Origin of the sequence: Paenibacillus allorhizosphaerae (assembly GCF_042659105.1) — a bacterium.
Lineage (GTDB): Bacteria > Bacillota > Bacilli > Paenibacillales > NBRC-103111 > Paenibacillus_G > Paenibacillus_G allorhizosphaerae.
On record NZ_JBHSRV010000004.1, the window covers coordinates 146,038 to 159,674 of the forward strand.

Sequence of the window (13,637 nt, forward strand, 5' to 3'; positions counted from 1 at the left end):
GATGTCTCCCTTCGCTCGATAAAAAAATAATGGTGAGCAGCGCTAAAATCACATAGTTATATCATATCACATTCCGATAGGGACAAAAACAATCGATTTGACCGTACCGAGGCCTGCGGAACGAGCGGAAACCAGACGGGAAGCAAGCCGATACGCGGCAGCGCTTTTCTTGTAAAATCGTATCGCTCTCATGCAGGAAAACGCTTAAATCTCGCGAATTGATCATGTAGCGAAATCTAGGACATTTTATCTACAAATCAAGGAGCCTGGTACTAACATGAGGAACCTCGTTATTAAGGCTGTCGCCCTTACGCTCATCGGTCTATGCCTCATCATCCCTTCCCTGCTGGCGGCCAAAGGAACCGTCATGTACAAAGATCAAGTCGCGATTATCATGTACCACCACATCGACGACGACGCGCAAAGCCCGGGGACGATTCGTACGAAGCTGTTTCAGGATCAGCTTGTTTATTTGAAAAGCAAAGGCTACCAATTCATCACGCTGAAGCAGTTCAAATCGTATATGGCCGGAGCTTCCGTGCCGAACAACGCGGTGCTGGTCACCTTCGACGACGGTTATGAAAGCTTCTATATAAACGCCTATCCGATTTTGAAAAGCATGCGCATTCCCGCGGTCAACTTCGTCATTACGGGAGACCTTGAGAATCCGCTGGCGAGCTATATCCCTTCCTTGTCCAAAGACGAAATTATCGAGATGACGAGCGACACGAATTTTATTGACGCGCAGTGCCATACGAATAAAATGCACTACAAATTGACGGACGGCAACCCGCCGCTGATCGGAAGAATGACGGTAAACGGCAAGAAAGAGACCGAGGATGAGTATAAGCAGCGCATTATCGGCGATACGGCGGCCTGTGCTAGTGCACTCTCCGAACTGTACAACGAGCCGATCGACGCTTATGCGTACCCGTACGGCATTTACGACAAGATGTCGATGAGCTATGTCGTTCAAGGCGGGATGAAATACGGCTTCACCGTCGTACCGGAGATGGTCACCCGCGACATCGATCCGATGCAGCTGCCGCGCATCAATGCCGGCAATGTGGCGATTTCGCCCGAAGGTCTGCATAATTCCATATTGCGCCGCATCGTAGCTCCGGCCGCATCCGAGGTGCCGCTGGCCGAAACGATGAGCCAGCTCGGCGGCAAAGCGACGGTGTCCGGCGGTAAAGTGCAGCTGCAATACAAACAGCGCAGCTGGTCGGGAACGGCAACCGGCAGTACGCTCACGGCAGAGGATGGAACCGTGCTGACACTGCAAAAGCCGCTGGCGCTCAAAAGTAATAAAATGTACATCACTCTGAAAGATTTGGAGCAGGCGCTAGGGGTGCGAATCGTGTATAATCCTACTGTGCAAAGCTTCACCGTACGCCAAAGCCCTGCGGCGAAGTAGGGGGCGAACGAACCGAAGCGAATTACAGAATAGGATGATGAACGGTGGACAGTCATTTTTTTGCCTACATGTACCGGCTTCGCTACATTGAGCGCTGGAGCCTGATGCGCAACGTAATGAGGGAAAACGTAGCCGAGCATTCGTTTCATGTTGCGGTGCTCACGCATCTGCTGTGCACGATTGCAAACGAACAGTTCGGCAAGCAGCTGCCGACCGACAAGATCGTCAGCATGGCATTATTTCACGATGCGACGGAAGTGTTCACGGGCGATATCCCGACCCCGGTAAAACATCATAACCCGAAAATTCTTGCCAACTTCCGAGAGATCGAGCATCTAGCCGCCGAGCGGCTGCTCGATATGATTCCCGAACCGCTGCGGACGGTTTACGATCCGCTGATCGATACGAAGAAATCGGATGATTATGAGCTGAAAAAGTACGTCAAGGCCGCCGATCTGCTGGACGCCTATCTCAAATGCGTGACCGAGATGTCGGCCGGCAACCGGGAATTTGCGACCGCACAAAAGCAGATCGAGGAATCGATGCGAAGCCTCGCGATGCCGGAGCTGGACTACTTCTTGAAGCATATGGCGCCAAGTCTGGAGAAAACGCTCGATGAGCTGTAGGCAGCAAAACGTCATGGAGTTTTAAATAAAAAAATAAGCAGGCTCGCGGAGCGTATCCGCGAGCCTGCTCTTCGTGTATGGATTAAAACAAATTCGGGAACTTCATGATCGTCACGGTGAGGAAGAACAACACCCCGAGAATCGTGCTGAGCGTGCGAATCGAACCGATCTGGCCTTTGATGTTGCTTCCGGACGCATCGGAAAGCGCAACACGCATTTTTTTGCCCAAAATGCCGGACAGGGCGCCGATCGCGAGGAACAGCACGACCGAAAGGACCATCCAAAGAACGGAATAGCTCGCTTTGCTGACGAGATAACCGCCCGACAGGAAAGAAATGACCAAAGCGAGCTGAGCCGCGCGATTCAGCGCGAACAGCACGTTCAAAAATCCGAATTGTCCCGTGCCGGTAGGCAGTGCCTCCACTCTGGCCGCCAAAAACGGCAGCGATAAATAAATCCCCATCAAAATTGCACCAAGTACATGCAAATACAATAACACTTGCACCATGTTTCGGGTTGCCTCCCTATCTCTTACTTGTAATATATGATGATTTTAGTATAACGAAGGCAGAGCCCCGAAGCAAATGACTGTCTTACCGGTGATGCAACGGTTTGCCTGCCTTTGCCGCTCTTTTCTCCCTCCATTGCTGGAGGATGACGAAGAGGGAAGGCACGACGATCAGCGTCAGCAAGGTAGAGTAGATCAGCCCCGATATAATCGTGATCCCCATCGGCCGCCACAGATTCCCGCCCATGATCGTCATCGGCAGCAGCCCGCCGATCGCGGTAGCCATCGTCAGCAGAATCGGCCGCAGTCTCGCTTTGCCGGCTTCGGCGACCGCCTCATACAGCGAAAGTCCCCGCTGCAGCGCCTGCTCGATGAACTCGATCAGGATAATGCCGTTGCGCACAACGATGCCGGACAAGCTGACGAGTCCCATAAGCGCCATGAAGCCGATCGGCGAACCGGTCAGGAACAGTCCGATGACCGCGCCGCCCGCCGCAAGATAAACGGTCGACAAGATGAGCAGCGGAATCGAGAGCGAATAAAACTGCATGACCATCACGATATAGATCAGAAGGATGACGACAACGGATAGTTTGCCGATAGAGGCAAAGGCGTCGTTGCGCTCCTCGTTCTCCCCGCCGTATTCGACCGTATAGCCGGTAGGAAGATTGTACTTGCTCATCTCCTGCTTCAGCTCTTTCACGATATCGTCGGCAAGCCGGTCCTGCGTATAGCTGCGGACGCTGATCGTCCGCGTCTGATTGCGGTGATGAATCGATTTGATCATCGAACTGCTGCGAATATCCGCTACTTCGCGGACGGCGACCGTTCCCCCTTTTTGATTCGGCACAAGCAGCTTATTCATCGTATCGACAGGGTTATGCGATCTTGCCTTGGCATACAGTGTCACATCCAGCAGTTCTTCGCCTTTTTGCAGCTCCGTCACATTCAGTCCGTCCGTCGCCATCCTTACCGTCATCGACAAATCTTTATCGTTGACGCCGAACAAGCTGAGCTTCGCAGAATCGGCCATCACCTCGAACGTATTCATATCCGCACCCACATCGTCGGATACGCTCACCGTACCGGGAATCCGCTTCAGCGTATCCTGAATGTCGGCGGAGATTTGACGCAGCTCATCGAGATCGCTTCCGCTGATCCGAACGGCGATCGGCGCGCCGACCGGCGGACCTTGCTCCAGCTCGCGGGGCGTAATCTCGACGTCCGCAGGAAACATGCTCTTGAGCTGCTCGCGCCAATGGCTTAACGCTTCCTTCGTTTGGATCCGGCTGCGGTCGACTTTGACGAACAATTGACCGACATTCGTCCCGCTCACTGACGCTTCCGAATAGTAGAATCTCGGTGCCGACGTTCCGGCGTAAGCGGAGACGAACTGAACGCCGGGCTGCTGCTCCATCCATGCCGCCGCTTTGGCGATCGTATACTCGGTTTCCGCGAACACCCGGTCCGTCGGCAGCTTGAAGTCGATCAGCAGCTCATCCTTTTCCGCCGGCGGAAAGTACTGCACGCCAAGCAGCGGGAGCAGCCCGAAGGCGCTTGTGCCAAGCAGCAGCGCAACGATGCCGGTCAGCAGCGGACGGCGCAAAAACCGGTGAATTTGCTTCCCGTAAAATTCGCTCAACCGTCCGATCGGTTTTCCCAGCAGCCCCGGCGTCATGCGGGACTCCAGAAGCAGCGGATCGGTCTGCGTCTCCAGTGCGGCCGACACTTCTGCCGAAGCGGACGACACGGCCTTGGCCGTACTTTTGCGGTTCGCGGACTTGCGCCTCGCAGCCCGCTCCCCCACCCATTGCCGGTAAATCGGGATAATCGTCAGCGACATTGCCATCGAAGCGGCCAAGGTGAGCGAGATGACGACCGGCAGCGGCCGGATAAAGCTCCCGATATTCCCTTTCAGGAAAAACAAGGGCAAAAAGGCCGCAGCCGTAGCGATGGTCGCCGTTAATATCGAAATCGCCACATCGCGGCTGCCTTCCAGCGATGCCGTCGCCGGATCGTCGCCGAGCTGCAGCCGGCGCTGGATGTTGTCGTTGACGACGATCGCATCGTCCACCAGAATGCCAAGCACGATGACGATCGCGACAATCGTAATCTGATTCAGGTCAATTCCCATCAGTTCGACGGGGATGAAGCCGATCGTAATCGAAATCGGAATCGCCAGCGCGACAATTAGCGAGGTGCCGAAAGTAAGCCCCAACGAACAGACGACGATGACGACCATAATACCGATCAGAAGCTCTCTTCCAAGGTCCCGGAACAAATGATCGAGGCTTTCCTTTTGCGTAAAGAGCGATTCCAGCTTTACATTGGACGGCAGTTTGGGCATCAGCTCTTGCACTTTCGCATCGATCTTCCGCTGCAGGTCGGGAATATCGGCTCCTTTTTCCGCGTTGATGACCAAATCGAGCGCAGGCTTGCCGTTATGTAAAATGCTTGCTTCTTTCTTCTTCGGACGCAGCTCGACGTCGGCAATGTCTTTGATTTTTAGCGTATTGCCGTTCGGAAGCCCGTATATTTCGGTATTGGCTATGTCGTCGGCCGACTTCCATTCGCCGCTCAGATTGACGTAATGCCGCCTGCTCCCTTGATCGACCGTTCCAAGCGGCACGCGGTCATGCTTGTTCGTGAGCGCCTGAGCAACAACACCCCACGGCAAGCGGAACGTATCGAGCTTATCCGCGTCGATCGTTACAGCCACTTCCTGCTCCGGCTGCCCTACAATTTCGACGTTGCTGACGCCGGGCACAGTGGAGAGCTGCTTTTTCCATATGTCCATCGTCGGCCGCAGCGACTCCAGCTCTTCCGGACGTTCCACGACAAAATGAAGAATTTGCTCCGCAATTTTCCCTAAGTCATCGTTCACGACCGGCTGTTCGGCATCTTCCGGCAGGTCCGGCACGGCCGACTGCACCTTTTGCCGCAGCGTATCCCAAGCGCGCTTGAGATCAAGCTCCGGCTTCACCTCTACCGTAATGACCGACACGTTCGCCGATGAGGTCGAGTTGATCACGGAAATGCCGCTCATCTCCTTGATTTTATCCTCCAGCGGCCTGGTGACGAACTGCTCCACTTTTTCCGGGGAAGCGCCGGGATATACGGTCGTAACGAGCGCCTGCGTCAATTCGATCTCCGGGTTCTCGCGCTGCTTTAGCGTGGCGATATTGAACAGCCCGAGCAGCACGGCCATCACGAAAAACAACAGCGTAACTTTGCGGTAACGGATCAGCTTCGCGATCATAGGCTGCCCCCGTCCGCATCCGGCTCGCAGTTCATATTGATGCCGATCAGCACCTGAGTCAGTTCGTCAATGCGCTCCGGCCCGTTCTTTCGCTCGACGAACCATTGATAGGCGGCCATTTCCACCATGCCGATCTTAGCGTAAGCGGTCATATCCAGCTGTTCTTCCGTGTAGCCCGGATAAGCATCGTTATGCTGTAAAATACCTTTAATGTGTCCTGCCATCTTATCGTAAAAATGCTTGGATATATCGGCAATTTCCGGCGAAGCGGCGCCATGCTGGTTAATAATGTTCAGTATCGTCAGATTGTTGTAGTAAATCGCCAAAATGCGGCGGATGACGCCATACATCATGGAAGGGCTGCAAGCAGCGTCCTGTTCGTCCGCCCCTTGGGCAAGCGCCCCGGCAATTTCATCGAGGCATGCCTCCGCCACGCTGCGGAACAAATCTTCCTTGCTCTTAAAGTACAAATAAAACGTCCCTTGCGCCATGCCCGCATCTTTGACGATATCCGACACCTTCGTGCTATGGTACCCCTTCTCTTCAAATAGCTTCAATGCCGACGCGATAATTTTCTCTTTTTTCTCCTCCGCCATCCGGTTGCTCCCCCATTCCGATAAAAATGACTGACGAGTCAGTCATAGCAAATATTACCACGGTAGGGTTGCTCTTTACAAGTATGGAATTGTCTTTGTGATTTCGCCATTATAGCGCATTGCGATGTTGTTCAGCGTAGGCTGCTTAACTGCCTGCCGTGTTTGCTTTCGCAGCGAAAAACGCTGCTTCTGAACGCAGCAACGGACGGAGCCTCGTTCGCTCCATCCGTCCATTGTCGTATCTCCGGCTTAGGGTATTTATTGAATGCGCAGTCGAAGCCCGGGGTATGCTTCCATCAGTTCGCCTGCCCGTGCTTCGATCGCCGCTTTGTCAAAGCGGCCTGCAAACAAGTCGCTATTCGGCTTGAATGTCACCGTGGTGCCCGTCTCATTCGTCTCTCCGACCGTCATTAGCCCGGATTGCGGGATGCCATGCCGATATTCTTGCCGGCAAATGCTGCCGTCAATACGGATTTCTACGCTCAACGTCCGCGATAGCGCATTGACAACCGCGATGCTGATCCCTTTCTCCGCGCCGGGTGCGACAAACGACGTTTTCAAGTCGCCCAGCAAATCGAGCTTGGTCATCACGGATTGCACGGCCGGCTGCCCGGTTTGCGGCAGCAGCCTCGTCGGAATGCCCCTTCCGTTGTCCGCAACGGTCACGCTGCCGTCGTCATGCAAATAAATGCCCACTTCGCTGCAGTAACCTGCCTGATGTTCGAGGACCGAATTGTCGACCACGGCCCACAGGAGCTGATGAAGATCGTACCCCTCCTTTGTAGCCGCACCCAAATAACTGTGCGCTTCGTTGCGCGCCTCGGTCATATCGATGTAATCGCTCGTATCGATTAAATCGGACACGGCCGACAACAGGAGCAGCAGTGGAAACCTGCGATGCGCCGGGACCGTATAACGCCCGCCTCGTTCTTCCTGTATCAGCAAGTCTGCTCCGGTCAATGCCTTCAAATGGTGGTACAGCTGGCCGGTTGTCCCCATATTCAGCCGTTCCACGAGCTCCGCCCCCGTAAGCGCCTCGTTCCACACTTCAAGCAGCAAATCCAGCCGCTGCTTGTGTCCAAGCGCGGAAAGCACTTTGGCCGCTTTGGCGCGGTTCAAGCCCAGCACTTCGTCCGATTGTCTCTCCTGCGGTTCCAGGCGTACCGTTTGATCGCCGCTGCGGTATGAACCGGAGAAATAGATCGCGCACGATTCCGCTCCATTTCCGCTTCCGTGTGTAAACACCTCTTTTTCCGCACGTCCGGTCGCTTCTTCCGCAGCAGGCTTTCCTTCCAGCCCCGCGATATGCCGAACTAGCTTATCGAGTTCCGCCAATTGTGCTTTTAATGCATCCAACTCAGCGCCATAATCCCGATTCATTCCTACCACACTCCCTCGGATTGAAATAACACGTATAGAGGAATTTTTTATAATAATTACGTAATTACGTGTTTACGTATATTATAACTGATAATGAAATGGATGTAAATGGATAATGGTTTTAAGCAATCGATGGAAAACAATCATTTCTGCCGCTGCACATGATACGCCCGTAAGACCAAATACCGTATTATGACTTTTGACCTATCTGGCTTATGGTTTTTTCGGCGCAAATAACATAATCCTATTAATATGTCTATTAATACTAAAGAAAATTTAGTAGAATTTTGAGGTATTTTGGAGTATATTTGGGATAATAGAGCGAATTTGGATGGACATCGGGGAAAAGGTGAAAGCTGGATGGATAAGTTTCTGTTTTTGGTTTTTGGGACACTGGACATATTAGTCGTACTGTCCTTAATTTTCAAAATCTTCAGGTGGCCGTTTTTTTCATACATCAAAGAATGCTTGTTAATTGCTTTCGTTTGCTCTATTGAATCGTTTATCATGCGCACGATACTTCATCTTCCCGAGTGGGATATGCTTGGACAGTTTGTCATCTTAATGCTCTCCTTAAGGTACATCATAAAGGTTAACTACTATCACTCGCTTACTCTATCGATCATCGGCACCTTAGCGTATACGGAAGCCGTCATTATCATGTTTAAGTTTCTAGACTTTGCTGGAATTGTCACAGAAGAAGTTGCAGCGCAAGCGACGGGACTTAGCATTTTTACTCTTCAGTTTACCGGTGAGTGTACAGGGGCGTTAATCGCATTCTTGATCTACAAATTCAATTTGGGATTTTCCTATGTCGCCGTCCCTCCGCATGAGCGGACTCGCAGACTGTCCAAGAGGGAAAAAATCACCTCCACTTTTCATTTTCTTGCGGTCATTTTGTTAACGAGCTACATGTTTTGGGTCATCAATTTCGGCGGACCGGGCTTTAACGTGGTGCTTGTCGGCCTTCTAACTCTTGGTGCGCTACTATACCTTGCATACAAAGAGGAATATCGCATATGAGAGACCCGATAGATATTGCCGCCTATAAAATATCGCTCGCCATTAAGAAGGCGAATCCGGAAGAAACGAAAAGCAGCGTAGAAGTCATGACCTACGCGCTCAGTTTATTAATCAACACGATATTAACGACAATTCTTATACTATACATCGGCGTTGTAACCTCTGTATTCCAAAAGACGTTAGTGATCCTTATCGTATTTGCCGCTTTAAGAATGCTGACAGGCGGCTTTCATTTCAAATCACTTACGATTTGCGTCATTGTGACGACAGCGCTAATCGTTCCCGTCCCCCATGTGAACTATCCTGAAGGTTGGATCCTACCGATTACGCTCGTGTGCACCGCCATCATATTATGGAAATCCAAGGTAAAGATTGTGAGGCGAATACTCTCTGCCGGCCTTGTGATTGCGATTTCGATGTTTGCTGACCAGGCACTCACATTAATATGCCTTGTATATGCGCTGGTTCTAATTCCGGAAAGGAGGTGAGAACTATGAAAAAAGTATCGATGTTGGCTGCGAAGTATGCTTCGTCTTTCTTGGGTGTGTGCGCGCTTGTTTTCGCTGTCGTTCAGAAGTTTCCGATGGGAGAAAAAGAAGTTCCTTCTGAACTGAAGTAAGAGCAATGCTATGATTCTATTAAATTGCACCGATGTTGAAGGGAACAAGGTAGATATCGAGGTAAGTGGAATCTATTACTTTTACTCCAAAAAGAATCACAAGTACAAACTTTTTGTACACTCCGATTACGGCGAAGAATTGGAATTTTCACTCATGGGATCTATCGAATCGGCGGAAGGATTTTTTGCTCAGTTTGGATTTGTGAGGCTTGATACCGACAACATCACCAATTTAAGCAAGATCAAAGAAGTCGTAACATCGGTTTTCGGCAAAATCGAAGCGCGCTTTGATGACGGCACCTATGTTACCGTCTCAAGAGCAAGGCACAAAAAATACTTAAAACAGTGAGCCACACCATTACGTGAAGCGTAATGTGTGGCTTATATCATTTTCATCCAAAAATGTCAATAGATTTTGAGCTTTATTTCCAGACCGTTTTGGGGTACCTTTTCCGCTATTTTTCAATGGAAAAAACTGTGATATTATACTTGCAACAGGAACGCCTGACCGTTCGTGAATATAATATTGCTGGGTGTGAATTTACGTCATGGGTTTTTGGGTTTATGTGAAGGACATGGAGACAGGACAAAAGTTGAATATACATACCGACGACTGTGACTTCATCACGGTACATAAAGATCGCCTTGCCGTGTTCGTGATCGGTAATAAGAAGTATCTGGAACAAAGAGGCCTGGAAAGCTTTGCGGAGGATTTGGAGTCCGATTTGTTCCGTTTGACCGACCGGTCTCATCTCGTCAACTTCAAGAAAGTGTCCTGTTTCGAAGAGAATACGCTAGTGCTGCGATTTCCCGATTCCGATCAAACGGCGTCCGTGGCAAGGATCCATCGGAATTCAGTAGAACAATATATTCGCAAGTCTCCGGGCAAAAAAGTGATATCGCGTCAAATCGAGAATCGGTTTCCGCTTTGGAACAGGGCCAGAAAGTTTATGAGGTAGGATGGACAACCACATGCGGTACCATTCGGATCATTCAACACCTGGGAGTCAGACTATGAATATTAAAATCGTATATCTCATATTCCTTCCTGCGATTGTTGCTTTTATCGCTTGCTCGGCGCTGATACTTCACAAAACCTCCAACAGCTTTTCGTTGATCATAACCGGCATGCTGTTTTTAAGCGCCGTTTACGTTGAAAATAAATATACTAAGGGCTTTTTCCTTTTCCAATTACTGTTTCTCGGCGTTTTCCATTGGATCAGCCATTTGGACTGGTGTTATACACTGTATTTGTTGATTGCCCTTAAGCCGATCTACCGGGCGGAAAACTTGCAAAAGTCGCTTGCCGTCTCTGTGCTGTTTATTGCGCAATATACCCTCATCCGCTTAAGCTATGTTCCCGGCAATGAATACGACGTTCTCGTATCGTTCTCGGATGTCATGGCATCTATTGTAACGGTACTGATCATCCGATATATTAAAGTTTCCGAAAGCGAGAAACAGTCTCTGCGGTTCGACAAGCACCTTCTGGAAATGCACGATCCGTTGACCGGCTTGTTAAACTATCAGGAATACTACAAACAAGTGGAGAAGCTGATTGCAGACAATCGGCCCTTTGTGCACGTCCTGATCGATTGTACCAATTTCAAGGCGATGAACGATGAGCAGGGCGTTCTTGTCGGCAATGAAACGCTGAAAAAAATAGCCCAATTCCTGAAAATATCGTTTCCTGGGGAGCAAATCATATCCCGCCAAGGCGATAAATTCATCGTATGTCTCCCCCAAAAAGAAAATACGATTACCGAGATTCACGATATTATCGGAATACGGTTAACGCATTGGGTTGATTTGAAAATGATTTTTGTCTATACCCTTTACCCGGAAGAAACAGCAACACTGGATGACTTGTTCTCATTAACGGAAGACAAGCTGCTGCAAACGAAACGAGAGAACTGGTTAAAGCGGGAAGAGCATATGCTTCGCACGGAAAAGCTGAATGTCGTCGGCGATTTGGCCGCAGGCATGGCCCACGAACTTCGAAACCCGCTAACGACGATCAAGGGCTTCTTGCAAATTTCCCGAAACCATGAATTCAATATCAGGCCCTGGTATGACATTATGGATAGCGAAGTTACGAGAATGTGCGAGTTGACCTCTGAGTTTTTGCAATTTTCCAGACCGCATATCGTCAATGTGAAGTCGCAAGTGCTGCAGGAATGCATTGAGCGGGTCGTCAGTCTTTCCGAATCGCAGGCTACGTTCTACGGTCACCGCGTCCATTATGAGAACGAGTTGTCTCCGATTTACATCGATATGGATCGCGACAAAATCGTTCAGGTGCTGCTCAACATTGTCAAAAACGGCTTGGAAGCGATGAAAGATACCGGCGTCATCTCAATACGCTTGATGCAAAAAGACGGCAAAACGGCCGTTATTGAAATTGCAGATACGGGAGAAGGCATTCCCGACCCGGAATTACAAAGGATTTTCGATCCGTTCTATACGACGAAAGAAAATGGAACCGGATTAGGGCTGTCCGTCTGCCATAAGACGATTCAGGATCATAACGGTAAAATTGAAGTGCAAAGTACGTTGAAGCATGGGACGACGTTCCGCATCCTTTTACCGGTGTCGCAGAAGCAAGCGAGCTAATAGAAACGGCAGCTACGTAAGATAGGAGACTGCCGTTTATTTGCTTTATCGGAGACTGATCTTTGCGAATTTCCGCTTGCCGACTTGAACGATATCACCGTCTTGTACCGTGATCCGTTCATTCGCATCGTCCATCTTTTGCTCGTTGATTTTGACAGCCCCTTGCGTAACGCTACGTTTGGCTTCGCTGCCGGAAGATTGCAGCCCGAGCGTAACAAGCAGTTTGGTAACTGAAATCATTTGGTCCTCAAGCTCCGATTCGTTAAGCTCGATCACCTCAATCTCATCCGGCAAGGCGCGTTTCTGGAAGACGGTAATGAAATAGTGTTCCGCGTCGATCGCCGCTTGCTCGCCATGATACATGCCGATGTACGTTTTGGCCAGCTTCATCTTGGCATCTCGGGGATGAACCGTCCCGTTCTCCAAGCCTTGCTTTAAGTCCTGCAGTTCTTCGCCCGACATCGGCGTTGTAAGCTCGTAGTATTTGAGCATTAATTCATCCGGAATCGACATCGATTTTCCGAACATTTCGTTAGGCGCCTCGTCAATCCCGATATAGTTCCCCAGGCTCTTGCTCATCTTCTGAACGCCGTCAAGCCCTTCGAGCAGCGGCATCAGGATAGCGACTTGACCGTCTTTCATCTCATAAGCGCCTTGCAGCGTCCGGCCCATCAGGATATTAAACGTTTGGTCGGTGCCCCCAAGCTCGATATCGCTTTGCAGCGAGACGGAATCGTAGCCTTGCATGAGCGGGTAAAAAAACTCGTGAATATGAATTGGCTGATTGCCGGCATACCGTTTTGCAAAATCGTCCCGCTCCAGCATTCTCGCTACCGTTAATTTGCCGGCTAGCTGCAGCACTTCTTCGAATTTCATTTCGCCGAGCCACGCGGAGTTGAAGTAAAACTTCGTCTTCTCAGGATCGAGAATTTTGTACAGCTGTTCGCGGTACGTCTGCGCATTCCGTGCGACATCTTCTTCGGATAGCTGCTTCCGCGTCTCCGATTTCCCTGTCGGGTCGCCGATCCGTCCGGTGAAATCGCCGATAATGAGCTGTACCTCGTGCCCCAAATCTTGAAATTGCCGCATCTTATGCAGCACTACCGTATGACCGATATGGATATCCGGTGCCGACGGGTCCAATCCCAGCTTCACCCGTAAAGGCCGGCCCTCCGCAACGGAATCGGCCATTTTTTCCTTGAGTGCCGCCACAGGAATAATATCCGCCGCGCCGCGGCTGACGATTTGCAGTTGTCTTTCCACTTCGGTCTTCTGTTGCTCGGTTAGCTGGTCAAATCGGCTCATCTTCAGTTCCTCCTCATGTTCTCGCCTCAATACAAAAAACCTTCTGCATCCCAGAAGGGACGAGAAGGTTTGTCTCGCGGTACCACCCTAATTAAAGAAGCGAACGGACCGATGTCCCGTCGACTTCTTTCACTCTTTCCTATAACGGCTCTCGCCGGGCAAAAGCTACTCGTGGCATCATGCTGCCCTTTCCCTTTTCCGTCTCAGGACTGTAATTCGGCAAAAATGCATGCACCGGTTCGCACCACCCACCGGCTCTCTGACCGCATCCGACATTCTCCCTACTTCGGT

General features: G+C 50.6%; 13 protein-coding genes and 1 other annotated feature (1 of these 14 running past the window's edge). Of the genes, 8 read left to right on the forward strand and 5 right to left on the reverse strand.

Annotated features, from left to right (window positions below; all coding sequences use genetic code 11):
* The first annotated feature begins 277 nt into the window (after positions 1-277).
* Entirely contained in the window at positions 278-1,417 is a 1,140-nt protein-coding gene (locus tag ACFQI7_RS16990) for a polysaccharide deacetylase family protein (RefSeq protein ID WP_218098033.1), read from the forward strand.
* A 44-nt stretch (positions 1,418-1,461) separates the two neighbouring features.
* On the forward strand, positions 1,462-2,043 hold the full coding sequence (yfbR, locus tag ACFQI7_RS16995; protein ID WP_218098034.1) for a 5'-deoxynucleotidase: 582 nt from the start codon (positions 1,462-1,464) through the stop codon (positions 2,041-2,043).
* A gap of 82 nt (positions 2,044-2,125) precedes the next feature.
* On the opposite strand, the gene ACFQI7_RS17000 is transcribed toward yfbR, so the two are convergent.
* The 4 genes from ACFQI7_RS17000 to ACFQI7_RS17015 form a co-directional block, all read right to left on the reverse strand.
* Positions 2,126-2,551, reverse strand: coding sequence for a hypothetical protein (locus ACFQI7_RS17000; protein WP_218098035.1), 426 nt, complete (start codon positions 2,549-2,551; stop codon positions 2,126-2,128).
* Between the two features lie 85 nt (positions 2,552-2,636).
* Entirely contained in the window at positions 2,637-5,810 is a 3,174-nt protein-coding gene (locus tag ACFQI7_RS17005; protein WP_218098036.1) for an efflux RND transporter permease subunit, read from the reverse strand.
* Positions 5,807-6,406 (reverse strand): TetR/AcrR family transcriptional regulator, encoded by a 600-nt coding sequence (locus ACFQI7_RS17010; protein ID WP_218098037.1) that lies wholly within the window; start codon positions 6,404-6,406, stop codon positions 5,807-5,809. The genes ACFQI7_RS17005 and ACFQI7_RS17010 overlap by 4 nt, the downstream gene beginning before the upstream one ends.
* Positions 6,407-6,664: 258 nt before the next feature.
* On the reverse strand, positions 6,665-7,786 hold the full coding sequence (locus ACFQI7_RS17015) for an ATP-binding protein (RefSeq protein ID WP_218098038.1): 1,122 nt from the start codon (positions 7,784-7,786) through the stop codon (positions 6,665-6,667).
* 360 nt (positions 7,787-8,146) lie between these two features.
* Here ACFQI7_RS17015 and ACFQI7_RS17020 point away from each other — a divergent pair, with 360 nt between their 5' ends.
* The 6 genes from ACFQI7_RS17020 to ACFQI7_RS17045 all read left to right on the forward strand — a co-directional run bounded on the left by ACFQI7_RS17020 (position 8,147) and on the right by ACFQI7_RS17045 (position 12,041).
* Positions 8,147-8,809 carry a hypothetical protein gene (locus tag ACFQI7_RS17020; protein ID WP_218098039.1) on the forward strand — a complete coding sequence of 221 codons (663 nt, stop codon included), beginning with the start codon at positions 8,147-8,149 and terminating at the stop codon, positions 8,807-8,809.
* On the forward strand, positions 8,806-9,297 hold the full coding sequence (locus tag ACFQI7_RS17025; RefSeq protein WP_218098040.1) for an accessory gene regulator B family protein: 492 nt from the start codon (positions 8,806-8,808) through the stop codon (positions 9,295-9,297). Before ACFQI7_RS17020 ends, ACFQI7_RS17025 begins: the two co-directional genes overlap by 4 nt.
* 5 nt (positions 9,298-9,302) lie before the next feature.
* Positions 9,303-9,428 carry a hypothetical protein gene (locus tag ACFQI7_RS17030; protein WP_268966816.1) on the forward strand — a complete coding sequence of 42 codons (126 nt, stop codon included), beginning with the start codon at positions 9,303-9,305 and terminating at the stop codon, positions 9,426-9,428.
* A gap of 10 nt (positions 9,429-9,438) precedes the next feature.
* On the forward strand, positions 9,439-9,777 hold the full coding sequence (locus ACFQI7_RS17035; RefSeq protein WP_218098041.1) for a LytTR family transcriptional regulator DNA-binding domain-containing protein: 339 nt from the start codon (positions 9,439-9,441) through the stop codon (positions 9,775-9,777).
* 199 nt (positions 9,778-9,976) lie between these two features.
* Positions 9,977-10,387: a LytTR family transcriptional regulator DNA-binding domain-containing protein gene (locus ACFQI7_RS17040; RefSeq protein WP_218098042.1), complete on the forward strand. Its 411-nt coding sequence runs from the start codon at positions 9,977-9,979 to the stop codon at positions 10,385-10,387.
* A 55-nt stretch (positions 10,388-10,442) separates the two neighbouring features.
* The gene (locus ACFQI7_RS17045) at positions 10,443-12,041 is read left to right on the forward strand and encodes an ATP-binding protein (RefSeq protein ID WP_218098043.1); all 1,599 of its coding nucleotides are present in this window, start codon (positions 10,443-10,445) and stop codon (positions 12,039-12,041) included.
* Between the two features lie 45 nt (positions 12,042-12,086).
* On the opposite strand, the gene tyrS is transcribed toward ACFQI7_RS17045, so the two are convergent.
* Complete coding sequence (tyrS, locus tag ACFQI7_RS17050; RefSeq protein WP_218098044.1) at positions 12,087-13,346, reverse strand: tyrosine--tRNA ligase; 1,260 nt, start codon at positions 13,344-13,346, stop codon at positions 12,087-12,089.
* A 52-nt stretch (positions 13,347-13,398) separates the two neighbouring features.
* Positions 13,399-13,637: a binding site (T-box leader), on the reverse strand; it runs 16 nt beyond the window's last position.

Bases quoted from the DNA above. Each gene is read 5' to 3' on its own strand.
- ACFQI7_RS17015 (WP_218098038.1), bottom strand. From the start codon at position 7,786: ATGAATCGGGATTATGGCGCTGAGTTGGATGCATTAAAAGCACAATTG.
- ACFQI7_RS17030 (WP_268966816.1), top strand. From the start codon at position 9,303: ATGAAAAAAGTATCGATGTTGGCTGCGAAGTATGCTTCGTCTTTCTTG.
- ACFQI7_RS16990 (WP_218098033.1), top strand. From the start codon at position 278: ATGAGGAACCTCGTTATTAAGGCTGTCGCCCTTACGCTCATCGGTCTA.
- ACFQI7_RS17010 (WP_218098037.1), bottom strand. From the start codon at position 6,406: ATGGCGGAGGAGAAAAAAGAGAAAATTATCGCGTCGGCATTGAAGCTA.
- ACFQI7_RS17005 (WP_218098036.1), bottom strand. From the start codon at position 5,810: ATGATCGCGAAGCTGATCCGTTACCGCAAAGTTACGCTGTTGTTTTTC.
- ACFQI7_RS17035 (WP_218098041.1), top strand. From the start codon at position 9,439: ATGATTCTATTAAATTGCACCGATGTTGAAGGGAACAAGGTAGATATC.
- ACFQI7_RS17040 (WP_218098042.1), top strand. From the start codon at position 9,977: ATGGGTTTTTGGGTTTATGTGAAGGACATGGAGACAGGACAAAAGTTG.
- tyrS (WP_218098044.1), bottom strand. From the start codon at position 13,346: ATGAGCCGATTTGACCAGCTAACCGAGCAACAGAAGACCGAAGTGGAA.
- ACFQI7_RS17020 (WP_218098039.1), top strand. From the start codon at position 8,147: ATGGATAAGTTTCTGTTTTTGGTTTTTGGGACACTGGACATATTAGTC.
- ACFQI7_RS17025 (WP_218098040.1), top strand. From the start codon at position 8,806: ATGAGAGACCCGATAGATATTGCCGCCTATAAAATATCGCTCGCCATT.
- ACFQI7_RS17000 (WP_218098035.1), bottom strand. From the start codon at position 2,551: ATGGTGCAAGTGTTATTGTATTTGCATGTACTTGGTGCAATTTTGATG.
- ACFQI7_RS17045 (WP_218098043.1), top strand. From the start codon at position 10,443: ATGAATATTAAAATCGTATATCTCATATTCCTTCCTGCGATTGTTGCT.